The organism is Pseudomonas sp. LPB0260, from assembly GCF_013388395.1.
The window spans coordinates 3,733,058-3,754,899 of sequence record NZ_CP058247.1 but is presented as its reverse complement, the minus strand read 5'-3'; the positions used below and the strand labels follow the sequence as shown (position 1 = coordinate 3,754,899).

Here is a 21,842-nt window from a genome sequence, read left to right as displayed (position 1 = left end):
GGCACGCTGCCTGGTTCGCCGGGCAGTGTGCCGATAGCCTGCAACAGGCCCGGGGCTACTCGGTAAAACCATCCCCCGCCGCCGCGACAAAGGTCATCTCGACCAGATAGTCGGGGTTTGCCAGTTCCGCCTTTACGCAGGCCCTGCTCGGCGCCGTGCCGTCCTCGAACCAGGCGTCCCACAGCTCGTTCAGCGCCGCGAGATTGGCGAAGTCGGTGAGATAGATGGTTGTCGACAGGATGCGGGATTTGTCGCTGTTGATCTTTGCCAGCGACTGTTCGGCTTGCGCGAAGATCTGCTCGACCTGTCCGCGGATATCGGCCTTGGTGTCGGTGTCCGCTATCTCGACGAAGTGGGCGATGCCATTGAACACGGTGATGTCCGACCAGCGCTTGGTTGGGTTGATGCGGTGGATCTTCATGAATGTTCTCCTCTGATACGGAAATGCCGGCCCGCCTTGAAGCGCGGCAAAGGGCCTGATGGCACTGGCCGGGCAGGGTGCCTTTGCCACGCGCTGGTTTCAAGCCGCGATTAAACGACAAGGCCCGCGCAGGGGCGGGCCTTGTTTTCTACCTGCTTCTACTCAGCTGTCATAGCCCAGGTTCGGTGCCAGCCAGCGCTCGCTGACCGCCAGTTCCTGGCCCTTGCGCGCGGTGTAGCTCTGCACCTGATCCCTGTCCACCTTGCCGACGGCGAAGTATTGCGCCTGGGGGTGGGCGAAGTACCAGCCGCTGACCGCAGCGGCGGGGAACATGGCGTAGTGGTCGGTGAGGAACACGCCGCTGCGGCCCGGCTTGCCTTCCTCGGCAGTCGGGTCGAGCAGGTCGAACAGGGTGCCCTTCTCGGTGTGATCCGGGCAGGCCGGGTAGCCGGGGGCCGGGCGGATGCCGACGTACTGCTCCTTGATCAACGCCTCGTTGTCCAGCTGCTCGTCCGGCTGGTAGCCCCACCAGTGCTTGCGCACCTCGGCGTGCAGCCACTCGGCGCAGGCCTCGGCGAGGCGGTCGGCCAGGGCCTTGACCATGATCGAGTTGTAGTCGTCGCCCTTGTCTTGGTAGGCCTTGGCCACTTCCTCGGCGCCGATGCCGGCGGTGGTGATGAAGCCGCCCACATAGTCACGAACGCCGCTGTCCTTCGGGGCGACGAAATCGGCCAGCGACAGGTTCGGCTTGCCGTCCGGCTTGATGGTCTGCTGGCGCAGGTGGTGCAGGGTGGCCAGGGGCTGGCCATCGTCGCCGTAGACCTCCAGGTCGTCGTCGTTGACCTGGTTGGCCGGCCAGAAGCCAAATATCGCGCGGGCCTTGATCAGCTTCTCGTCGATCAGTTTTTTCAGCATCGCCTGGGCGTCGTCGAACAAGGCGGTGGCAGCCTCGCCGACCACCTCGTCGGTGAGGATGCGCGGGTACTTGCCGGCCAGGTCCCAGGCGATGAAGAAGGGCGTCCAGTCGATGTACTCGGCCAGGGTCGCCAGGTCGATGTCGTCCAGCAGCTTGACCCCGGTGAAGCTCGGCACCGGCGGCTGGTAGCCGGCCCAGTCGAACTTCGGCTTGTTCTCGATGGCCTTGGCGTAGGGCAGGCGCTCGGTGCGGGCGCTGCGATTGGCGGTGCGCTCGCGCACCTCGACGTAGTCGGCGCGGGTCTTCTCGACGAAGCCGGCCTTCAGTTCCTTGGACAGCAACTGGGTGGCCACGCCCACCGCGCGGGAGGCGTCGGTGACGTAGACCACCGCATCGTTCTGGTACTTGGGCTCGATCTTCACCGCGGTGTGGGCTTTGGAGGTGGTGGCGCCACCGATCATCAGGGGCAGGTTGAAGCCCTGGCGCTGCATTTCGCGGGCGACGTGCACCATCTCGTCGAGCGAGGGTGTGATCAGCCCGGACAGGCCGATGATGTCGCACTTCTCCTCCTTGGCCACCTGGAGGATCTTCTCCGCCGGCACCATCACGCCGAGGTCGACGATGTCGTAGCCGTTGCAGCCCAGCACCACGCCGACGATGTTCTTGCCGATGTCGTGCACGTCGCCCTTGACCGTGGCCATGAGGATCTTGCCCTTGGCCTCCGGCTTGTCGCCTTTCTCCGCCTCGATGAAGGGGATCAGATGGGCCACCGCCTGCTTCATCACCCGCGCCGACTTGACCACCTGGGGCAGGAACATTTTGCCCGAGCCGAACAGGTCGCCAACGATGTTCATGCCGCTCATCAGCGGCCCCTCGATCACCTCGATGGGCCGCGCGCACTGCTGGCGGCATTCCTCGGTGTCCTCGACGATGAAGGCGGTGATGCCCTTGACCAGGGCGTGCTCCAGGCGCTGGTTGACCGGCAGCGAACGCCATTCCTCGTTTTCCACTTCCTTGACGCTGCCGTCGCCCTTGTACTGGTCGGCGATGGCCAGCAGCGCCTCGGTGGCGCCGGCGTTGCGGTTGAGCACGACATCCTCCACGGCGTCGCGCAGCTGCTTGGGAATCTCGTCGTAGATCTCCAGCTGGCCGGCGTTGACGATGCCCATGGTCAGGCCGTTCTGGATCGCGTAGTAGAGGAAGACCGAGTGGATCGCCTCGCGCACCGGGTTGTTGCCGCGGAACGAGAACGACACGTTGGACACCCCGCCCGAGCTCAGCGCGTAGGGCAGCTTGTCGCGGATATAGGCGCAGGCGTTGATGAAGTCGACCGCGTAGTTGTTGTGTTCCTCGATGCCGGTGGCCACGGCGAAGATGTTCGGGTCGAAGATGATGTCTTCCGGGGGGAAGCCCACTTCATTGACCAGGATGTCGTAGCTGCGCTGGCAGATCTCTTCCTTGCGCGCCTGGGTGTCGGCCTGGCCGGCTTCGTCGAAGGCCATCACCACCACGGCGGCGCCGTAGCGCTTGCACAGCTTGGCGTGGTGCTTGAACTGCTCGACGCCTTCCTTCATGGAGATCGAGTTGACGATGCCCTTGCCCTGGATGCATTTGAGGCCGGCCTCGATCACCTCCCACTTGGAGGAGTCGATCATGATCGGCACGCGGGAAATGTCCGGCTCGCCGGCGATCAGGTTGAGGAACTTCACCATCGCCGCCTTGGAGTCGAGCATGCCCTCGTCCATGTTGATGTCGATCACCTGGGCGCCGGCTTCCACCTGCTGCAGGGCCACCTCCAGGGCTTCGCTGTAGTTTTCCTCGCGGATCAGCCGGGCGAACTTGGCGCTGCCGGTGATATTGGTGCGCTCGCCGACGTTGACGAACAGCGAGTTGCGATCGATGGTGAAGGGCTCCAGGCCCGACAGGCGGCAGGCCTTGGGGATGTCCGGAAGGGCGCGCGGCGGGTACTTGGCCACGGCCTCGGCGATCGCCTGGATATGCGCCGGTGTGGTGCCGCAGCAGCCACCGATGATGTTGAGGAAGCCCGAGGCGGCGAACTCCTCGACCACCGCGGCCATTTCCGCCGGGCTCTCGTCGTACTCGCCGAAGGCGTTGGGCAGGCCGGCGTTGGGGTGGGCGGAGACATGGGTCTCGGCCTTGGTCGACAGCTCCTCCAGGTAGGGGCGCAGTTCCTTGGCCCCCAGGGCGCAGTTCAGGCCCACGGAGATCGGCTGGGCATGGCGCACCGAGTTCCAGAAGGCCTCGGTGGTCTGCCCGGACAGGGTGCGGCCGGAGGCATCGGTGATGGTGCCGGAAATCATGATCGGCAGTTCGACGCCGTCTTCCTCGAACACCTGCTGTACGGCGAAGATCGCCGCCTTGGCATTGAGGGTATCGAAGATGGTCTCGATCAGGATCAGGTCGGCGCCGCCCTCGATCAGGCCGCGGGTGGCCTCGGTGTAGTTGTCCACCAGCTCGTCGAAGGTGACGTTGCGGTAGCCGGGGTCATTGACGTCCGGGGAGATCGAGCAGGTACGACTGGTCGGGCCGAGCACGCCGGCGACGAAGCGCGGGCGGTGCGGGGTCTCGGTGGTCTTGGCGTCGGCCACCGCTCTGGCCAGGCGTGCGCCTTGTACGTTCAGCTCGTAGACCAGCGCTTCCATGCCGTAATCGGCCTGGGAGATCTGGGTGGCGTTGAAGGTGTTGGTCTCGAGGATGTCGGCGCCGGCGTCCAGGTAGGCCTTCTCGATGGCACTGATGACGTCCGGACGGCTGAGGATCAGCAGGTCGTTGTTGCCTTTGACGTCCTGGGGCCAGTCGGCGAAACGCTCGCCGCGGTAGTCTTCTTCCTCCAGCTTGTAGCTCTGGATCATGGTGCCCATGCCGCCATCGAGGATCAGGATGCGCTCCTTCAGGGCGTTCTGGAGGGCTTGGAGGCGGGCGCTGCGATCGGACGAGGGCATGGACGGTACTACCTGAGCAAAGCGGAAACTGTGGGCGGCGATCATAGCAAAGCTGTGCGCTTTTGGAGCAGGTCGGTCATTTGCATGAATGATGCTCATGTTGGCCTGGCCCCCTGGGTGCAGTCGCGACGCGTAGAATCCGGGGATGGCCACAGAGGGAACAGGGATATGCCGTACCGTGCACTGCTGAGCGCCTGCCTGCTGTTCATCTGCCCGGCCTGGGCGACGGAGCCGGTGTCCTATGGCCGCGATGTGCAGCCGATCTTCAGTCGCTACTGCGTCGCTTGCCACGCGTGCTACGACTCGCCCTGCCAGCTCAACCTGGGCAGCGGCGAAGGCACCGCCCGCGGCGCCCACAAGCTGCCGGTGTACGACGGCGTGCGTACCGAGGCGCAGGCCGCCACCCGGCTGTTTCTCGACGCCCAGGGAGCGCAGGCCTGGCGGCGCAAGGGCTTCTTCTCGGTGGTGGAGGGCCAGGACAGCCAGGCCGCATTGATGGCGCGCCTGCTCGAACTGGGGCACCAGACGCCGCTGCCGGCCAATGCCAGGCTGCCGGAAAGTCTGGAGATCGGCATCAAGCGCAGCAACCGGTGTCCGCTGCCGGATGAGTTTTCGACCTACGCCCGGGAGAACCCGCAAGCCGGCATGCCCTTTGCCGTGACCGGCCTGGCCTCGGACGACTACCGGACCCTGCAACGCTGGCTGGCCGAAGGCGCGGCGATCGACCAGCAGGTGTTGCGGCCGAGCGCCGCCGAAGCCCGGCAGATCGCCGCGTGGGAAGGCTTGCTCAATGCCGACGGCGACCGTGAGGCGCTGGTCGCGCGCTGGCTGTACGAGCATCTGTTCCTCGCCCACCTGCATGTTGCCGGCGGCGAGCCGGGGCACTTCTTTCAGCTGCTGCGCTCCCGGACACCGAGCGGCCAGTCGGTCGATCCGATCGCCACGCGCCGCCCCAACGAGGACCCGGGCACCGCCTTCTATTACCGTCTGGCGCCGGTGCAGGGCGTGATTGTGCACAAGACCCACATCACCTATGGCCTGAGCGCTGCCAAGCTGGCCCGGGTCAAGGCGCTGTTCTTCGCCGATGACTGGCAGGTGGACAGCCTGCCGGGTTATGGCGCCCAGCGCCGCGCCAACCCCTTCGCGACCTTCGCGGCGATTCCGCCGCAGGCGCGTTACCAGTTCATGCTCGATGACGCCGAGTACTTCGTGCGCACCTTTATCCGCGGCCCGGTCTGCCGCGGGCAGATCGCCACCGACGTGATCCGCGACAACTTCTGGACCCTGTTCCAGGACCCGCGCCACGACCTCTATCTGACCGATGCTGCCTACCGTGCCAGGGCCACGCCGCTCTTGGCCATGCCCGGCCAGTTCGACGCCATCGGCGACCTGCTGGGGCTCTGGCTCGATTACCGCGACAAGCGCAATGAATATGAAAGGCTACGCATGCAGGCCTATGCCACGGCGCCGGCACCGGACTGGTCGCACATCTGGAGCGGCAACGACAACGCGCTGCTGTCGATCTTCCGCCAACACGACAGCGCCTCGGTGCGCAAGGGCCTGATCGGCGCGGTTCCGCAGACCCTGTGGTGGATGGACTTCCCGCTGCTGGAGCGCACCTATTACCAGTTGGTGGTGAATTTCGACGTGTATGGCAACGTCTCCCACCAGGCGCAGACCCGCCTGTATTTCGACCTGATCCGCAATGGCGCCGAGCAGAACTTCCTGCGCCTGATGCCGGCCGAATCACGCCTGGGGTTGTTGGACGACTGGTACCAGAAGAGTGGCAAGTTGAAGCTGTGGCTGGACTACCCGGGAATCGACAGTCGCTCGGCCAGTGGGCTGTTGCTGCCGCTTGCGGACCCCAAGGGCGGCTTCGCCGAGTCGCTCCTGCTGCGCTACGCCGACTTGAATGCGCGACCGGACCCGATCAATCGCTGCAACGGCTCGCGCTGCTTCCGCGAGGGAATCGGCAGTGAGCTGCAGGGCGTCGAGCAGGCGCTGAGCCGCCTGGCGAGCAGGCCGGCCGCCGAGCTCAAGGTGATCAACCAGCTCCCTGAGACCACCTTGCTGCGGGTCGAGCAGGCAAACGGGCGGCGCGAGGTCTACAGCCTGCTGCGCAATCGTACGCACAGCAACGTGGCCTTCATGCTCGGCGAGGCGCTGCGCTACCAGCCTGAGCGCGACACCCTGACCCTCTATCCCGGCGTGCTGAGCAGTTATCCCAACTTCATGTTCAGCCTTAGGGCCGCAGAGGTCCCCGCGTTCGTTGCGGCGCTGGAGCGGGCGAGTGATCCCACGGCGTTCGAGCCTGTGGTAGAACGCTGGGGCATCCGCCGCAGCCATCCCGAGTTCTGGCGCTACTTCCACGATCTCGCGGCCTATATCCGCGAGACCGAGCCCATCGAGGCGGCGGTGCTGGATATGAATCGCTACGAAAACCTGTAGCGGGCGCCGCTCGGGTCTATCGCACGACCAGCACCGAGGCGTCGGAGTAGGAGGCGAAATACCCGGCGTTGGAGGCGAACAGGTGTTCTGCCAACCCCGGCACGTGGGAGGCCATGACCACCAGGTCGGCGCCCTGTTCCTTGGCCGCCTTCAACAGGGTCTTGTCCAGGTCTACGGCCGGGTCATGGCTGATATAGGTGGCGGTGCCGACTTTGCTCAGTCCGTACTTCTGCGCCTGAGCCTCGCCGAAGGCCTGCATCTTGGCCGCGAACTCGGTAGGGTTGTGTGCGATGGCACTGGGGGTGTTGCCCGATACGCCGACGTAGCACACGGGCACATCGTAGAGTTTGGCCAGGTCGGCACCGGTATTCAGGGCCTTTTCCAGGCGCTCGACATGGTCTAGGTCGACCGGAATCATGATTTGGCGATACATCAGGGACACTCCTTGCTGATGGCGGGTGGCTTCACCTGCTAAAGCCGCGACTCTCCAGCAAGTATTGCAGATGAATGGCCTGGGCGCGGTCGAGTGCGGATCTTGCCGGTTGGCCCGATGCTTCAGCGGGCACCGGGGCGTTGCCTGGGTAGCCAGCCGCCGACAGCCTGATAGGGGGCCAAATCCCCGGGGGCACTGAGCCAGGCGACTATGGCCTGGCGCTCACCGCGCGGCTCGTGTGGCAGGCGAGTGATCCAGCGGTTCGGTGTTCTGGCGGCGATCTGTTGCAGGCTCAGCACTACGAAATCATGGGTCAGCAGGCTGCCGGCGTTTTCGCCCCGGCTGACTCGGGTGTGCAGGCCGAACCCCAGGCGCGCGACGTGGGCGATGAGCCCCGCCGGCGCAGTTGCGCTGGCGTCGAAGGCCAGCCGCAGGCTGTCGCCGTCCAGCCGTAACGTCAGTGTGCCAACCTCGGCGCCGCTGGGCAGGTCGAGTGGCTCGCCCCGGAACCAGCCGCGCCACTCGCGTCCCGCCAGGATGAAACCCGGGGTGTAGACACTTCGACTGGCGCTGCTGCGTGCATAGCCACGCTGCCGCGCACTGTGAGCCGGATTGGCGAAGGGGTCGGGCCATCCCAGTCGATCCCAGTAATCGACATGGAAGGCCAGGGGAATCAGGCCCTGCCACAGCTGCGGATGCTCGCGCAGCCGGGACAACCAGCGGTCGGCGGGCGGACAGGAACTGCAGCCCTGCGAGGTGAACAGTTCCAGCACCGGTGTGGGCGCCGCGCCGCTGCTGAAACGCAGTAGCTCGGCCCCCAGGGCGATGGGACCCGACAGCAGCAAGGCGAGCGAAAGGACAGGCAGCAGCAGGTTCATGGTGGAGCGCTCACGCGGTGACCTAGTCAGTGGACCCGCGGCGCCGGCGATCGTTACACGGCTGCTTATCCGACAGAAACGCTCAGGCTTTAACCAAGCGCGCTGGTTGGCGTACACTGCGCCCATGTTTGCGAGGAGTTGCCATGAGCACCATCACCATTACTGACGCCGCACACGATTATCTCGCCGATCTGCTGAGCAAGCAGAACACCACCGGCATCGGCATCCGCATCTTCATCACCCAGCCGGGCACCCAATATGCGGAAACCTGCATCGCCTATTGCAAGCCGGGCGAGCAGAAGGCCGAGGATACTGCCCTGGCCCTGGCCAGCTTCACCGCCTGGATCGATGCGGTCAGCGAGCCGTTCCTGGAAGATGCCGTGGTGGACTACGCCACCGACCGCATGGGCGGCCAGCTGACCATCAAGGCGCCGAACGCCAAGGTGCCTATGGTCAATGAAGACAGTCCGATCAACGAGCGTATCAACTACTACCTGCAGACCGAGATCAATCCGGGCCTGGCCAGCCATGGCGGCCAGGTCAGCCTGATCGACGTGGTCGATGACGGCATCGCCGTACTGCAGTTCGGCGGCGGCTGCCAGGGCTGCGGCCAGGCGGACGTGACCCTCAAGGAAGGCATCGAGAGGACCTTGCTCGAGCGCATCCCCGAACTCAAAGGGGTGCGCGACGTGACCGACCACAGCAACAAGGAAAATGCCTACTACTGAGGCAGCAGAGCAAGAAAGGCGACCTACGGGTCGCCTTTTTCGTTTATGGCCCGCACACACCTGGGCTGTGCATCTTGGGGCAAGGTGCTGCTATGCTGGCCGAAAATAACAATATGTTTTCCCAAAAAGAGTCTGCGACCTTGTCGATTTCCTCGCTGCTGGTGTGTGATGACTCCAATATGGCGCGTAAGCAGCTGATCCGAGCCTTGCCCGCGGATTGGCCGGTCGCCGTGGTCCAGGCCGTCAACGGCCGAGAAGGGCTCGAAGCCCTGCGCCGCGGCGGCATAGGCCTGGTGCTGCTCGATCTGACGATGCCGGAGCTGGACGGTTATGAGGTCCTGGCCGCCATCCGCGACGAGGCGCTCGATACCCAGGTCATCGTGGTGTCCGGTGACGTTCAGGACGAGGCGATCAAGCGGGTGGCCGAACTCGGCGCCCTGGCCTTCCTGAAGAAACCCGTCGACCCCGAGCTGTTGCGGCGCACCCTGCTCGATTTCGGCCTGCTCGGCGAGCCTTCGCCCGAGTCGGCTGCCGAGATCGACGCCGATGAGCCCAATGTGCAGTTTCGCGATGCTTTCCGCGAAGTGGTGAACGTGGCGATGGGCCAGGCGGCCGCCTTGTTGGCCAGGCAGCTGGATGTGTTCGTCCGCTTGCCTATCCCCAACGTCAATATCCTCGAAGTCGGCGAACTGCACATGGCCCTGGCCAACGCGCAGCAGAGCGACAAGCTGTCGGCGGTGTGTCAGGGCTATATCGGCAGCGGCATCGCCGGCGAGGCGCTGCTGATCTTCCACGACTCCGAAGTGCGTGACATGGCCAAGCTGATGCGCTGGAAGCCGGTCAATCAGGCTGGCGAGCTGGAGATGCTGCTGGACCTGGCCAGCATCCTGATCGGCGCCTGCTTGAGCGGCATCGCCGCGCAGCTCGATGTGAGCTTCTCCCAGGGCCATCCGGTGGTACTCGGCCAGCATTCGCCCATCGAGGAACTGATTCGCGTCAACCAGCGCCGCTGGAGGAAGACCCTGGCGGTCGAGCTCAGCTACAGCCTGGAAGGGCACGACATTCATTTCGACCTGCTGCTGCTCTTCACCGAGGACTCGGTGGCCCGACTTTCCCTTAAAACCGCCTATCTGATGAGCTGATCATGAGCGCACTGCTGGATCTCAACGAGTTTCACTGGCTGATGGCGACCGTGCAGAGCATCGACGTCGGCGTGATCATGCTCGATCGCGAATACCGGGTCGAGATCTGGAACAGCTTCATGGAGAACCACTCCGGGCGCCCGCCCAGCGAGGTTCATCAGCAGTCCTTCTTCGAGGTCTTCCCCGAAGTGGACGAGGACTGGTTCCGCAACAAGCTGGAGACCGTCGCGCTGCTGGGAACGCCTGCCTTCACCATCTGGGAGCAGCGACCCTACCTGGTGCGCTTCAAGAACTACCAGCCGATCACCGGGCAGGAAGACCACATGTATCAGAACGTCACCCTGATACCGCTGCGGGCCACCAACAGCGAGGTCGCGCACATCTGCGTGATCATCTACGACGTCACCGAGGTGGCGACCAACAAGCGTCAGCTGCAGGCCGCCAACCTGGAACTCAAACGCCTGTCCAGCACCGATCGGCTCACCGGCCTGAACAACCGCGGGCACTGGGAAGAAGCCCTGCGCCTCGAATATGCCCGCCACCAGCGTTACCGGACCATGGCTTCCCTGGTGATGTTCGATATCGATCACTTCAAGAAGGTCAACGACACCTATGGCCATCAGGCCGGCGACAAGGTGATTCAGGGCGTTGCCAACCTGGTGTTGGCGCATGTGCGCACCAACGACATCGCCGGCCGATACGGTGGCGAAGAGTTCGCCGTGCTGCTGCCGGACACCGATGCCAAGGGTGCACAGCTGTTCGCCGAGCGCTTGCGTCTGGCCGTCGAGGCCATGCGGGTGGAGCACGATGGCGTGGTCATCCCGGTGACCATCAGTCTTGGGGTTGCCGACCTTGCTCCGCCCAGCACTGGCCACGAGCAACTTATCGAGTGGGCCGATCACGCCCTCTATGCTTCCAAGAAAGGCGGGCGCAACCGCACCAGCCTTCACCAGGTTCCCGTCTAGGCTCGGTTACACCTGCGGGTCGGTCTCAGGCGCTGAGCCCGACCCGCCTAAACGGCCGTCAGCACACCGTCGTTACCAGTACTGCGGATAGCGACCGCCGCGCGTGGCGTTGTTGTACAGCAGCGCCACTGCGATCAGCAGTAGCCCTCCGAACAGCGTGGGGAACAGCAGGAAGTCCCAGCCCGGCAGGGCGAGAAAGATGATCACCGGATTCGAACCCGCCGGCGGGTGGACGCTGCGAGTCAGCATCATCAGGGCGATGGCGCTGCCTACTGCGAGCGAAAGCGACCACCACTGCGGGCCAAGCAGATGCAGAAACAGCAGACCGGTCAGGCTACTCAACAGGTGCCCGACCAGCACATTGCGTGGCTGCGAGAAGGGCAATTCGGGGTAGCCGAATACCAGCACGCAGGATGCGCCGAAGGATCCCAGCAGTAGACCGAGTGATAGCAACTCGGCGACGTTGGCCACGCAGGCTATGGCCAGAGCGCCGCCGAGCCAAGCCAGCGCTATCTGCCGGGCTGGTGCGCGGGGTGGCAGGGCGCTGGCTTGGCTGCGGAGTGTGTGAAGGTAAGGCGTCATCGGGGGCTCTCGGTGGTGGGGTTGCAGATTGTGCTCGTTGGCATCAGGCGAATCGCTCGGCGTAGGCCTGGGGGCTGACGGATAGATGCTTGTGGAAGGCCCGACGCAGGTTCTCCGGGTGGCCGAAGCCGGTGAGGCGCGCCACCGTGGAGATCGAGGCGTTGGCGTTCTGCAACAGGTGACGGGCGGTCTCCAGGCGGATGCGTTCGACATAGCGACCGGGTCCCATGCCCAGCTCCTCGACGAATACCCGCGACAGGGTGCGCGGTGCCATACAGGCCTGGGCGGCCAGCGCCTCCACCGAAAGGTCATCGGCCAGGTGAGCGGGAATCCAGTCGAGCAGGGCGGCCAGGCGCGGTATGCGACTGGGGTCGGGGGCAAGCAGCGCACTGAACTGGGCCTGGCCGCCGGGTCGGCGCAGGAACATCACCAGCCGGCGGGCCACGGTCAGGGCCATGGCGCGGCCGAGATCGGCCTCCACCAGCGCCAGGGCCAGGTCGATACCGGCGGTTACGCCGGCTGAGGTGAATATGTGCGCATCGCCGCCCGGGTCATCGGCTGAGTAGGTGTGCAGGCAATCCCCCTGCACCTCGACCTGCGGATGAGCCTCGCGCAGCCTGCCCACATCGGCCCAGTGGGTGGTGGCGCGGCGGCCATCGAGCAGTCCGGCGGCCGCCAGGATCAGGGCGCCGGAGCAGACCGAGCCGAGACGGCGTACCCGAGGTTCCGCCGCGCGCAGCCAGCTCAGCAGTTGCGGGTTCTGACACTGCTGCTGTTCGCCGGCGCCGCCGGGAATCAGCAGGGTATCGATGTGGGTCGCGTCGGTCTGCTCCCAGGCCTGTTCGGCGAGTAGCTGGACGCCGGCCGAGGTGGCGATCGCGCCCGCCTGGGGACCGAGTACCAGCAATCTGTAGCTGGGCGGCAACCCCTGGCGTTGGCGTTCGTCGTTGGCGGAGGCGAATACCTGTAGCGGGCCGGTCACGTCGAGGCTCATGACGTCCGGGTAGATCAGGCAGGCGATGGTTTTCGGCGCATCCATGGGGAGGTCTCGGTGAGCAATGGATGCAGTCTGCGCTCAGCGAGGGGATGGCAACAAGGACACTAAGCCCACGGATAATGCCAGTTCGTGGGCTGGCCCGAGCACGAGGTGCCAGCAGTGATCCGTACGCGCGGCGTTGGGCGCCGCGCGGACCGGGGAGCCAGTCGCCGGGCGATTTACTCCGGCATGCTCCAGGGCGCGAGGTTGAAACCCTGCTTACTGAGCTCCTGGCGGGACTGTTCCAGCACCTTGGCCAGCTTGTCCGGGTCGCTGTAGATGCTGCTGGGCAGCTGGGTTCTACCGAGCAGGCGAGTGCTGGTGCGGTCGATGACCGTCAGACTCAGCTCGCCGGTGCCGTCTTGCGGCGACCAGGCAACGCATTGGAAGGGCTTGAAGGCGCGATCGGCGATGAGCAGTGCTTCGTTGAAACGCAGCGGGGCGTCCATGGGGTTCTCCGAGGTGATCCCAAAGTGTGTAGGGACAGCGGCATGAGTGCGCGCTGGCCGGTCATAGCTGTTGATGACCGACCCTGACTAATAAGTCACATGGCCGAAGCGAAAAGTTCAACTGGTTCACGGAAGCTGTCGCTCAACTGTTCGGCAATGTCGGAAATCACCAATATTCTCCCGGCTTCGAGCCCGGAAGATGGCCAATCGCTAGCGTTTGTGCGTGTTTCGGAAGGCTGCCGTTCGTCGGCGTTGCTGTATGAAAAGTGAACGATTTCAACTTCGCTCGCTCAGAGAGTAGCCATTTGAGGACGGCCGACTTAGCGTCGACCTCACCCAATCAGGAGCTCTTTCTCGGATGCACGACATCAGGTGCGGGGGAGCTTTTTACCTTTGAAAGAGGAAATCGAATGATGAGCAGTTCATTCGCCAAGTAGTAGTGCATTTGATGTTTCGCCACAGAAACCGCAAAGCAGCATTGGAGTCATTTCTTCACTGCAAATGTAGAAACTCGCTGAACCAAGTCGATCGATCTGTTTGGTTCACCCAGCAAGAAGTAGAGGTATCCCATGGACCTGAGCACTATCGCCGCGTTCTTTGAGCAGCAAGCAACCATGGAGTTTATGCGCCTAGGGATTGTGTACGCGCACCTGATCGCCTGCTGTGTCGCCATCGGCATGGTACTGACCAGCGACTTCGCCATGATCAAAGAGTTGTTCAAGGGCGGAAACTCCCATCTGCAGGACAGCCAGCATATGGAAAGCCTGCAGAAGTCCGTTTCCATTGCCCTGGCGGTGCTCTGGGTCAGTGGCGTGGCGATCATCTGGCTGGATATCAGTGCCAGTGGCTTGTCCTACCTGCTCAACCCCAAGCTGCAGGCCAAGATCGCCATCGTCATGCTGCTGACCTTCAACGGCATGCTGCTGCACGGCCTGGTATTGCCGGCGCTGCAGAAGGCCGGCTCGCTGCTCAAACTGAAGTTCAGCATGCGCATGTTCGCACTGTTTGCCGGCGCGCTGTCGGGTGTGTCCTGGTTCTACGCGGCGATGCTGGGCATCGGTCGTCCGCTGTCCTGGAAGTACTCGCTGACCGAGATTCTCGCCGCCTATCCGGTGATGATCGTCGGTGGCTTCATCGCGATGGTGCTGCTCACCCAGTGGGCGAAGAAGCGCGAGGAAGCTGGCGCGGCTCAGGCAGCTGGCAGCGAGGTGGTGCGCAACCCGGCGCTGGCGGCGTGGTAATCGCTGATCGCTGAACCACGCAGGTTTGGCCGCTCCCCGCGCTGATTGAAGCGTGCCGGAAGGACGCCCCGGAACACAGGCAACCCTCGAGGGTTGCCATGGGTTCCGGGGCGTTTTGTTTGGCCGCTCAGCCGCCGGAGGCTTTCGGCGCAGTGCAGGCGTTCAGGACCCGCTGCAGGTACTGCGCGACATAGCGCTGAAAGCGCCGATCCTGCCAATAGGCGAGGTGGCTCAGCGGCGTGTGGCGTTTGTACCAGGGCCCGACGGGCATGGCGCGATCTTCGTGGACCACGCTCGCATAGCCCGGTATCGGCCGTAACGGATAGCCGAGAATGTCCGCTGGCGCGTAGAGATTGAGCCAGCGCGCCTGATCGCGCACGGGTTCGCTCAGGCAGTGGCCGGGGAAGCGGATCGGTACCACCGGGTCGTAGGCGAAGGTGAACAGCGGGATGTTGCAGCCGAAGGTGACCAGGCCGGCCAGGGTTTCCAGGCCCAGGAAGGGGTCGTGGGGGCAGGACGCGGTGCGGTTGATGCGCTGCTGGTCCCAGACGAAATTGGAGAAGATGTGCCCGCCCAGGGAGTGGGCAAGCACCACCAGCGGGGTATGGGCATCGACCCGGGCGCGCAGACGGTTGAGACCGTTGCGCAGGCATTGGTGGACCTCCTCGTAGGTGGTGTCATAGGCCTGGCTGACCTGGCGGTAGCCGCTGGCATCACCGAGGAACAGGGTGACGATGCGCCGCAACCAGCGCCAGCGCACTGGCTGCCCGCGCAGTTGGTCGAGGTAGGCCAGCTGGCGTTTGTCCAGCACGCTCGCCCAGTACAGGCTCTGGAAGGCCACCTGGTCGGCGTCGACGCCCAGGCGCTGGCGCAGGCCGGCGATCAGCTCCTGGGCGAAGGCGTGCTGGCCGTCGCCGTCGCGAATGTCGGGTTGGGTGCCGATGCCGTGGATGATGGCGACCGCCAGTTTCATACAGATCCGTCCTTGGTTGCGTGGCGCGTAAAACTAGCCGTCTGCGGCCCTCCCTGGCAATCGCGGCGCGCCTTAGAGCGCCACCATGCGCTCGGCCAGTGTGCCGCCCTCCACCAGTTCGAGGAACTCGTCACCAAGCCGGCGGCTTTCGTCCATGGCCTGGCGCCAGCAGCGTCGGCGACCACCGTCGTCGCCCAGGTAACGGCTGAAATCCTTGCGGTCTGGCAGCTTGCCATGGGGCAGGCGGGCGAGGTAGTCCGCCGATGGAGCGAGCAGCAGCACGTCCTGCAGGCGCCCGCCGTCGCCACGCCGCCAGGACATGCCCTTGTCGAACCAGCCGGGGATGATCCGATCGGTGAAGTGCGGGTAGAGCACGATATCGTTGCCGCTGTACGGCAGGTCGAGGTGGTAGTCGAGCAGGCCGCCGTCGCGGTAGGTGCCGGGGCCGACCCCGGGTATGTCGCGCACGCCTTGCATGATCATGGGGATCGAGCCGGAGGCGAGCAGGGCGTGGCGCAGGTTGTGCGGGCCCAGTGGCAGGCAGCGCGAAGGAAAGTCCCGTAGCGGCGCCAAGGGCGGGGCCTGGCGGTCGTCATGCAGGATGATCCGTTCGAAATGCCGGGCCAGGCGTGGCCTGCCGAGCAGGTTGTTGCCGATGACCGCCGACAGGCCGAGGCCCAGTGCGGCACGGTGATCGTGCTGCAGCAGCCCCTGGCTGCGCACCAGCACGATGTTCAGGCGATAGTGGGGATTGTTCAGCACCTGGGCGTCGCGACCCTCGAGCAGCTGCTCGAGCATCAGCCGGCAGCTGTTCGAGACCTCGGCCATGCTCACGCCTTTGGCGAACTGCTGCTGGGTATACAACTCGCCAAGACGGCGAATGCCGGCGGCGGCATCGTCCAGGCAGGCGCTGGCGAAGCGCCAGGAGCCGATCGAGGCGCCGATCAGCGCGCGCTCGCGCGGGGCGCGGGGCAGCCAGTCACCGAACAGCGCCAGGTCCAGGCCCTGAATGCCCAGGGCCTTGGGGCCACCGGCGGCGCCGGGCAGGATGCCGACGTCCGCCGGTTGCAGGCCATGCTGGCGAATGCGCGCCATGGCCCGGGAACCGGCCTTGATCGTCAGGGCAGGGGACTTGATGTGAATCGCGCTCATGCTCGCCTCCGTCGTCGGGGGCGTGATTATACGGCTAGTAGCGGTCGATCCCCGGGCACTTCACCGGCTGAATGATGGGACCCGGCGTCACAGGGTATCGGCGAAGGTCCGGTCGTCCCGGTCATGGGCGCCGCAAGCGCGTCAATCCGGCGCGGCGGAACCTGGAAGCTGTCGCGCCCCTCGGACACCGGGGCCGGCGGCGCGACGCCTTCCGGCGGGTCTCAGACGCGGAACTGATCCATCAGGCTCTGTTGATGGTTGGCCAGGCGGTTGAGGTTCTGGCTGACCTGGGCGGACTCGTCGGCCTGGCCGGAGATGGCTTCGGTGACGTCGCGTATCGAGGCGACATTGCGGTTGATCTCCTCGGCGACCGAGCTCTGCTCCTCGGCGGCGCTGGCGATCTGCAGGTTCATCTCGGTGATCACGCTGACCGCCTGGCTGATGCGCTGCAGCGCGGCGACCGCCTGTTCGACCTGGGCAACGCTGCCCTGGGCCTGGCGGTGGCTGCTGTGCATGGTGCTGACCACCTCGCGGGTGCCGCTCTGCAGGCCTTCGATCACCTGGCGGATCTCTTCCACCGAGTCCTGGGTGCGCTTGGCCAGGTTGCGCACCTCATCGGCGACCACGGCGAAGCCACGCCCGGCCTCGCCGGCGCGGGCCGCCTCGATGGCGGCGTTGAGTGCCAGCAGGTTGGTCTGTTCGGCGATCGAGCGGATCACCTCCAGCACCGAGCCGATCTGTTCGCTGCTGCTGGCCAGGCCCTCGACCTCCTGCATGGCCACGTTCATCTCGTTGGCCAGCAGCTCGATGGAGGAGGTGGTCTGGCCGATCACCCCGAGCCCTTCGTGGCTGGCCTGGTCGGCCGTGCGCGCCGCCTCGGCGGCCTGGGCGGCGTTATGCGCGACATCCTGGGCGGTGGCGCTCATTTCCTGGAAGGCGGTGGCCACATGGTCGACTTCGCGGAACTGCTGCTGCATGCCGGCGCTGGTCTGGCTGGCGATGGCCGCGGACTGGTCGGCGGTGCTGCGGGCGTCCTGCACGCTGCGTTTGACGTCGGCGATGACCGGCTGCAACTTGTCGAGGAAGCGGTTGAACCAGCCGGCCAGCTCGCCCAGTTCGTCCTGCTTGGCGTATGCCAGGCGGCGGGTCAGGTCGCCTTCGCCGCTGGCAATGTCCTTGAGCATGGCGGCCACTCCGAGGATGGGCCGGGTGACCCCGCGTGCCGTCAGCCACATCAGCAGCAGGCCGGCGAGAACCGCGACCAGGCCGATCAGCAGGCTCAGGCTGCTGTCCGCGGTGCGGCGGCTGTCGAGCTGGTTCTCCAGCTGCCGGGCCGGGCCGAGCAGGACCTGCTCGGGCACTTCCAGCAGCACACTCCAGTTCTTCGCCTCGGGAATCGGCTTGAAGGGTTGCAGCACGCGCATCATCTCGCCGTGTTGCAACTCCGCGGCCTGGCCGTTGCTGATCAGCGGACGCAACTCGCCGGAATGCTCGCCGTAGGCCTTGTCGACTGCGGCGCTGAGCAGCTTGGCGTCGCGGCTGTGGCCGGCGAGCAGGGCCGCCGGGCTGAAGATGCTGATATGGCCTTCGCCGGCGTAGAGCTCCTGATTAGCCTGCAGGCTCAACTGCTGAAGGCTGTCCAGGCTGATGTCCACACCCATGACACCGATCACCTTGCCCTCCAACTCGAGGGGGAAGGCGATGCTGGTCATCAGCACCTGGCGGCCACCGACCTCGTCGTAGTAGGGCTCCAGCACGCAGGCCTTGCGGCTGTCGCGCGGGCAGGTGTACCAGGCGTTGTAGGGATCGCCGCTGGGGCCGACCTTGGTATCGCCGAGCATCTCCTCGCTCATCGACTCGGATTCCAGCGTGCCCGGCGAGGGTTGCGACCAGTAGAGCGAGAAACGCCCCTGCTCGTTGCTGCCCAGCGCGGGCTGGTCGACGAACAGCTCGTCCTTGCCGTCCAGGGCATTGGGTTCGAACACCAGATACAGGCCGAGCAGGTCGGGGTTGGCCTCCAGGCTGCTGCGTACCTGCCGGGTCAGGTCCTCGCGCAGGTCGAAGGCGTCGAGGAAGCGTTTCTTCGCCTGGTCGCGCAGGAACAGGATCTGCCGGGAAAAGCCCGTGCCGTATTGATAGGCGTCCATGAAGTAGCGCTGGATGCGGATCGCCTGCAGTTCGCCGCGGGCCTGCAGGCGCAACTTGGCGCTGTTCTTGAGCATGTCACTGCTGGAGCTGCGCACCAGCTCGGCGGTGCTGGTCGACTGGTAGAGCGAGGCGCCCACCAGCAGGGTGACGATGAGAACCAGGCAGAGTCCCGCCAATAGGGTGATCTTCAGCTGAATGGACAGGCGGCTGGGCGACATGCGGCGCTCCTTATTATTCGTAAAACGGCTTATTCGTTGACCATCGGCGGGCGTCGACTTTTCTTGAACGCTAATCGGCTGGCGCGCTGGATTCGCCGGCAACTTCGGACGCTCGGCCATAGGGTGCGGTGAAATTATGCACGCCTCGATCATTATTTCGCACGGCTATTTTTGACAGCAGTGCTGGGTTGCGGCAGAGTGCGCGGCTTTTTGCGCCAGCCACGCCCCCTGTGGCCATCGCCAGACGTGCGCAAACATCGAGGAGTGCTTCATGAATGCAGTAATCGCAGCGGTCGGCGTCATGCTGATCCTCAGCCTGTGCCGGGTGCATGTGGTGATCGCCCTGATCATCGGTGCATTGCTCGGCGGCCTGCTCGGTGGCCTGGGGGTGGAGGGCACGCTGGATGCCTTCAACCAGGGCCTGGGCGGCGGCGCTACCGTGGCCCTGTCCTATGCCCTGCTCGGCGCCTTCGCCGTGGCCATCGCCAAGTCCGGACTGGCCCATGCCCTGTCCGACAAGGCCCTGGCCATGGTCGGTCGGCAGCAGGACGCGGGCGGGGCCTGGCTCAAGTGGCTGCTGCTGGGCCTGCTGCTGGCCGTGGCCATCGCCTCGCAGAACATCCTGCCGATCCATATCGCCTTCATTCCCCTGCTGGTGCCGCCGCTGCTCTATGTCCTGAGCAGGCTGCAACTGGATCGCCGCTTGATCGCCTGTGTGCTGACCTTCGGCCTGATCACCCCTTACATGTTCCTGCCGGTGGGCTTCGGCGGGATCTTCCTGCATGAGATCCTGCTGGCCAACGTGGCCAAGGCCGGGGTGGATACCAGTGGCATCAGCGTGAGCCAGGCGATGGCGATTCCGGCGCTGGGCATGCTGCTGGGGCTGCTGGTGGCGGTGCTGCTGAGCTACCGCGGCAAGCGCGTCTACGACCTGGCGAAGATCGAGCGGGTCGAGCGCGTGGACGTGAGCTACAACCCCTTGAGCCTGCTGGTGGCCGGTGTGGCCATCGCCGCCGCCTTTGTCGTGCAGTTGTGGTTGGACTCGATGATCATCGGCGCCCTGGTGGGCTTCGTGATCTTCTCGCTGTCCGGGGTGGTGCGCTGGAAGGAGGCCGACGGCCTGTTCACCGAAGGCATGAAGATGATGGCGATGATCGGCTTCATCATGATCGCCGCCGGCGGCTTCGCCGAGGTGATGAAGGCCACCGGCGAGGTGAGCACCCTGGTCGACGGCGCTGCGCAGCTGATCGGCCACGACAAGGCCATCGGCGCGCTGCTGATGCTGCTGGTCGGCCTGCTGGTGACCATGGGCATCGGCTCGTCCTTCTCGACCGTGCCGATCATCGCCGCGATCTTCGTGCCGCTGGGGCTGCAACTGGGTTTCAGCCCGCTGGCCATCGTCAGCATCGTCGGCACCGCCGGGGCCCTGGGCGATGCCGGCTCGCCGGCTTCCGATTCGACCCTCGGGCCGACCGCGGGCCTGAACGTCGATGGCCAGCACAATCACATCTGGGACAGCGTGGTGCCGACCTTCCTGCACTACAACCTGCCGCTGCTGGCGTTCGGCTGGCTGGCGGCGATGGTGCTGTAGCCCCAACGGCGCGGGGAGAGGGCTCATCAGCGGGGTTGCCGGTCATTCGGCAACCCCGCCTGCGTTTCAGCCCAGGCTGATGCCGCTGAGCATGGCCAGCAGCGGCTGCGGGTAGATGCCAATGGCGAACGCCAGCAGCGCCACGAACAGCAGCATGATTCCGCCGGCGCGCTGGCCCCAGTTGAAGGGCGCGTCGTGGCGGTGCAGGTTGGGTTCGTTGAGGAACAGGGTGACCATCACCCGCAGGTAGTAGAACACAGCGATGGCGCTGCCCAGCACCAGGGCGCCGAGCAGCCACCACAGCTGCGCCTGCACGCCGGCGGCGATGATGTAGAACTTGCCGATGAAGCCGGCCGTGAGCGGAATGCCGGCCAGCGACAGCATCATCACCGTGAGCACCGCGGTGAGGTAGGGTCGGCGCCAGAACAACCCGCGGTACTCGTACAGGGCGTCGGCATCACGGCCGTTGTAGGGGGTCGACATCAGGGTGATCACGCCGAAGGCGCCCAGGGAGGTCAGCACGTAGGTGGCCAGGTAGACGCCGATGGCCTCCACCGCCAGGCCCTTGCTGGCCACCAGGGCCACCAGAAGGTAGCCGAAATGGGCAATCGAGGAATAGCCCAGCAGGCGTTTGAGGTTGCTCTGCAGCAGCGCCAGCAGGTTGCCGACCAGGATCGAGGCGATGGCGATCAGCGTCAGCAGGTCATTCAGCCAGCCGCCGGCGGTGGCCGGGGATATCTGGTACAGGCGCAGCAGCACGGCGAATACCGCGACCTTGCTGGCGGTCGCGAGAAACGCCGCCACCGGCGCCGGCGCGCCCTCGTAGACGTCCGGCGTCCACAGGTGGAAGGGCACCAGCGACAGCTTGAAGGCCAGGCCGACCAGCATCATGCCGATGCCGATCTGCACCAGCTGGCTGCCGCCGGCGGCGAGGCTGGCGCCGATCTGGGCGAAACCGAGGCTGCCGGAGTCGGCATAGAGCAGGGCCATGCCGAACAGCAGGAAGGCGCTGCCGGCCGCCGACAGCACCATGTACTTGATGCCGGCCTCCAGCGAACGCTTGTCGAAGAAGGCATAGGCGACCAGGCCGTAGATCGGCACCGAGAGCAGCTCCAGGCCGATGAACAGCCCCGCCAGGTGCTGTGCACCGGCCAGCACCAGGCCGCCGGCGGCCGACAGCAGCATCAGCAGGTACATCTCCTCGCGATTGCCGGGATAGCCCTGGCGGCTGGTTTGTCCGGCGCCCAGGGTGGCCTCGCCCAGGTAGGCGTGGGTCAGGGTCACGCAAGCCAGGGTGGCCGCCAGTATCAGGGCCATGTAGTAGCAGGCGAAGCGGTCCACCAGTAGCAGCGGCGTCACCTGCAGCGGGGCGACCTCCAGCGCCGGGATGATCGCCAGCAGGGCCAGGTTCAGGCCGACTACCGAGAGGACGAAGGTCAGGCTGTGGTTGCGCTTCCAGGCGATCGCCAGCATCACCACGATGAGCGTGGCGCTGGTCACCAGCAGTGGCAGCAGGGCGATGAGGTGTTGCAGGGTAAAGGGCATGTCGCTGCTTTCC

The 21,842-nt window shown here is 65.2% G+C and carries 16 protein-coding genes and 2 pseudogenes; 6 read left to right on the top strand and 12 right to left on the bottom strand.

The window, feature by feature from the left end; translation table 11 throughout:
- Positions 1-55: 55 nt before the first annotated feature.
- Entirely contained in the window at positions 56-421 is a 366-nt protein-coding gene (locus LPB260_RS16820; RefSeq protein ID WP_208706953.1) for a RidA family protein, read from the bottom strand.
- A 162-nt stretch (positions 422-583) separates the two neighbouring features.
- Positions 584-4,345, bottom strand: coding sequence for a methionine synthase (gene metH, locus LPB260_RS16815; RefSeq protein WP_371926103.1), 3,762 nt, complete (start codon positions 4,343-4,345; stop codon positions 584-586).
- A 123-nt stretch (positions 4,346-4,468) separates the two neighbouring features.
- Here metH and LPB260_RS16810 point away from each other — a divergent pair, with 123 nt between their 5' ends.
- Positions 4,469-6,748, top strand: a complete 2,280-nt coding sequence (locus LPB260_RS16810) for a fatty acid cis/trans isomerase (protein ID WP_208706951.1) — start codon at positions 4,469-4,471, stop codon at positions 6,746-6,748.
- A 16-nt stretch (positions 6,749-6,764) separates the two neighbouring features.
- Here the strand turns inward: LPB260_RS16810 and LPB260_RS16805 are convergent, their stop codons facing one another.
- Both LPB260_RS16805 and LPB260_RS16800 read right to left on the bottom strand, forming a co-directional pair.
- Positions 6,765-7,181: a universal stress protein gene (locus tag LPB260_RS16805; RefSeq protein WP_208706950.1), complete on the bottom strand. Its 417-nt coding sequence runs from the start codon at positions 7,179-7,181 to the stop codon at positions 6,765-6,767.
- A 122-nt stretch (positions 7,182-7,303) separates the two neighbouring features.
- Entirely contained in the window at positions 7,304-8,059 is a 756-nt protein-coding gene (locus LPB260_RS16800) for a thioredoxin family protein (RefSeq protein ID WP_208706949.1), read from the bottom strand.
- A 143-nt stretch (positions 8,060-8,202) separates the two neighbouring features.
- On the opposite strand from LPB260_RS16800, the gene nfuA reads away from it, so the two are divergent.
- The 3 genes from nfuA (at position 8,203) to LPB260_RS16785 (ending at position 10,894) form a co-directional block, all read left to right on the top strand.
- Entirely contained in the window at positions 8,203-8,787 is a 585-nt protein-coding gene (nfuA, locus tag LPB260_RS16795; RefSeq protein ID WP_208706948.1) for a Fe-S biogenesis protein NfuA, read from the top strand.
- A gap of 140 nt (positions 8,788-8,927) precedes the next feature.
- The gene (locus LPB260_RS16790; protein ID WP_208706947.1) at positions 8,928-9,929 is read left to right on the top strand and encodes a response regulator; all 1,002 of its coding nucleotides are present in this window, start codon (positions 8,928-8,930) and stop codon (positions 9,927-9,929) included.
- Between the two features lie 2 nt (positions 9,930-9,931).
- Positions 9,932-10,894 carry a sensor domain-containing diguanylate cyclase gene (locus LPB260_RS16785; RefSeq protein ID WP_208706946.1) on the top strand — a complete coding sequence of 321 codons (963 nt, stop codon included), beginning with the start codon at positions 9,932-9,934 and terminating at the stop codon, positions 10,892-10,894.
- Positions 10,895-10,966: 72 nt separating this feature from the next.
- Here LPB260_RS16785 and LPB260_RS16780 read toward each other — a convergent pair whose 3' ends face one another.
- From LPB260_RS16780 to LPB260_RS16770, 3 genes are all read right to left on the bottom strand, one after another.
- Positions 10,967-11,476: an HPP family protein gene (locus tag LPB260_RS16780; RefSeq protein WP_208706945.1), complete on the bottom strand. Its 510-nt coding sequence runs from the start codon at positions 11,474-11,476 to the stop codon at positions 10,967-10,969.
- Between the two features lie 43 nt (positions 11,477-11,519).
- The gene (locus LPB260_RS16775; protein ID WP_208706944.1) at positions 11,520-12,515 is read right to left on the bottom strand and encodes a GlxA family transcriptional regulator; all 996 of its coding nucleotides are present in this window, start codon (positions 12,513-12,515) and stop codon (positions 11,520-11,522) included.
- A 176-nt stretch (positions 12,516-12,691) separates the two neighbouring features.
- A complete protein-coding gene (locus tag LPB260_RS16770) occupies positions 12,692-12,961 on the bottom strand; it encodes a hypothetical protein (RefSeq protein ID WP_208706943.1) in 270 nt (89 codons plus the stop codon).
- A gap of 569 nt (positions 12,962-13,530) precedes the next feature.
- Between LPB260_RS16770 and LPB260_RS16765 the strand changes: the two genes are divergently transcribed.
- Positions 13,531-14,202 (top strand): hypothetical protein, encoded by a 672-nt coding sequence (locus LPB260_RS16765; protein WP_208706942.1) that lies wholly within the window; start codon positions 13,531-13,533, stop codon positions 14,200-14,202.
- A 127-nt stretch (positions 14,203-14,329) separates the two neighbouring features.
- Here LPB260_RS16765 and LPB260_RS16760 read toward each other — a convergent pair whose 3' ends face one another.
- The 4 genes and pseudogenes from LPB260_RS16760 to LPB260_RS29425 form a co-directional block, all read right to left on the bottom strand.
- Positions 14,330-15,175, bottom strand: coding sequence for a hypothetical protein (locus LPB260_RS16760; protein ID WP_208706941.1), 846 nt, complete (start codon positions 15,173-15,175; stop codon positions 14,330-14,332).
- Positions 15,176-15,247: 72 nt separating this feature from the next.
- Entirely contained in the window at positions 15,248-16,327 is a 1,080-nt protein-coding gene (locus LPB260_RS16755) for a patatin-like phospholipase family protein (RefSeq protein ID WP_208706940.1), read from the bottom strand.
- 221 nt (positions 16,328-16,548) lie between these two features.
- Positions 16,549-17,061: pseudogene (locus LPB260_RS29430) on the bottom strand (methyl-accepting chemotaxis protein); the annotation flags it as partial.
- Positions 17,062-17,406: 345 nt separating this feature from the next.
- Positions 17,407-18,474 (bottom strand): annotated as a pseudogene (locus tag LPB260_RS29425) (HAMP domain-containing protein); the annotation flags it as partial.
- 490 nt (positions 18,475-18,964) lie between these two features.
- On the opposite strand from LPB260_RS29425, the gene LPB260_RS16745 reads away from it, so the two are divergent.
- Positions 18,965-20,284, top strand: coding sequence for a Na+/H+ antiporter family protein (locus LPB260_RS16745; RefSeq protein WP_208706938.1), 1,320 nt, complete (start codon positions 18,965-18,967; stop codon positions 20,282-20,284).
- A gap of 66 nt (positions 20,285-20,350) precedes the next feature.
- Here LPB260_RS16745 and nuoN read toward each other — a convergent pair whose 3' ends face one another.
- The gene (nuoN, locus tag LPB260_RS16740; RefSeq protein WP_208706937.1) at positions 20,351-21,829 is read right to left on the bottom strand and encodes an NADH-quinone oxidoreductase subunit NuoN; all 1,479 of its coding nucleotides are present in this window, start codon (positions 21,827-21,829) and stop codon (positions 20,351-20,353) included.
- Positions 21,830-21,842: the final 13 nt, after the last annotated feature.

Bases quoted from the DNA above. Each gene is read 5' to 3' on its own strand.
- metH (WP_371926103.1), bottom strand. From the start codon at position 4,345: ATGATCGCCGCCCACAGTTTCCGCTTTGCTCAGGTAGTACCGTCCATG.
- LPB260_RS16745 (WP_208706938.1), top strand. From the start codon at position 18,965: ATGAATGCAGTAATCGCAGCGGTCGGCGTCATGCTGATCCTCAGCCTG.
- LPB260_RS16755 (WP_208706940.1), bottom strand. From the start codon at position 16,327: ATGAGCGCGATTCACATCAAGTCCCCTGCCCTGACGATCAAGGCCGGT.
- nfuA (WP_208706948.1), top strand. From the start codon at position 8,203: ATGAGCACCATCACCATTACTGACGCCGCACACGATTATCTCGCCGAT.
- LPB260_RS16770 (WP_208706943.1), bottom strand. From the start codon at position 12,961: ATGGACGCCCCGCTGCGTTTCAACGAAGCACTGCTCATCGCCGATCGC.
- LPB260_RS16760 (WP_208706941.1), bottom strand. From the start codon at position 15,175: ATGAAACTGGCGGTCGCCATCATCCACGGCATCGGCACCCAACCCGAC.
- LPB260_RS16805 (WP_208706950.1), bottom strand. From the start codon at position 7,181: ATGTATCGCCAAATCATGATTCCGGTCGACCTAGACCATGTCGAGCGC.
- LPB260_RS16780 (WP_208706945.1), bottom strand. From the start codon at position 11,476: ATGACGCCTTACCTTCACACACTCCGCAGCCAAGCCAGCGCCCTGCCA.
- LPB260_RS16775 (WP_208706944.1), bottom strand. From the start codon at position 12,515: ATGGATGCGCCGAAAACCATCGCCTGCCTGATCTACCCGGACGTCATG.
- LPB260_RS16820 (WP_208706953.1), bottom strand. From the start codon at position 421: ATGAAGATCCACCGCATCAACCCAACCAAGCGCTGGTCGGACATCACC.
- LPB260_RS16810 (WP_208706951.1), top strand. From the start codon at position 4,469: ATGCCGTACCGTGCACTGCTGAGCGCCTGCCTGCTGTTCATCTGCCCG.
- LPB260_RS16800 (WP_208706949.1), bottom strand. From the start codon at position 8,059: ATGAACCTGCTGCTGCCTGTCCTTTCGCTCGCCTTGCTGCTGTCGGGT.
- nuoN (WP_208706937.1), bottom strand. From the start codon at position 21,829: ATGCCCTTTACCCTGCAACACCTCATCGCCCTGCTGCCACTGCTGGTG.
- LPB260_RS16785 (WP_208706946.1), top strand. From the start codon at position 9,932: ATGAGCGCACTGCTGGATCTCAACGAGTTTCACTGGCTGATGGCGACC.
- LPB260_RS16765 (WP_208706942.1), top strand. From the start codon at position 13,531: ATGGACCTGAGCACTATCGCCGCGTTCTTTGAGCAGCAAGCAACCATG.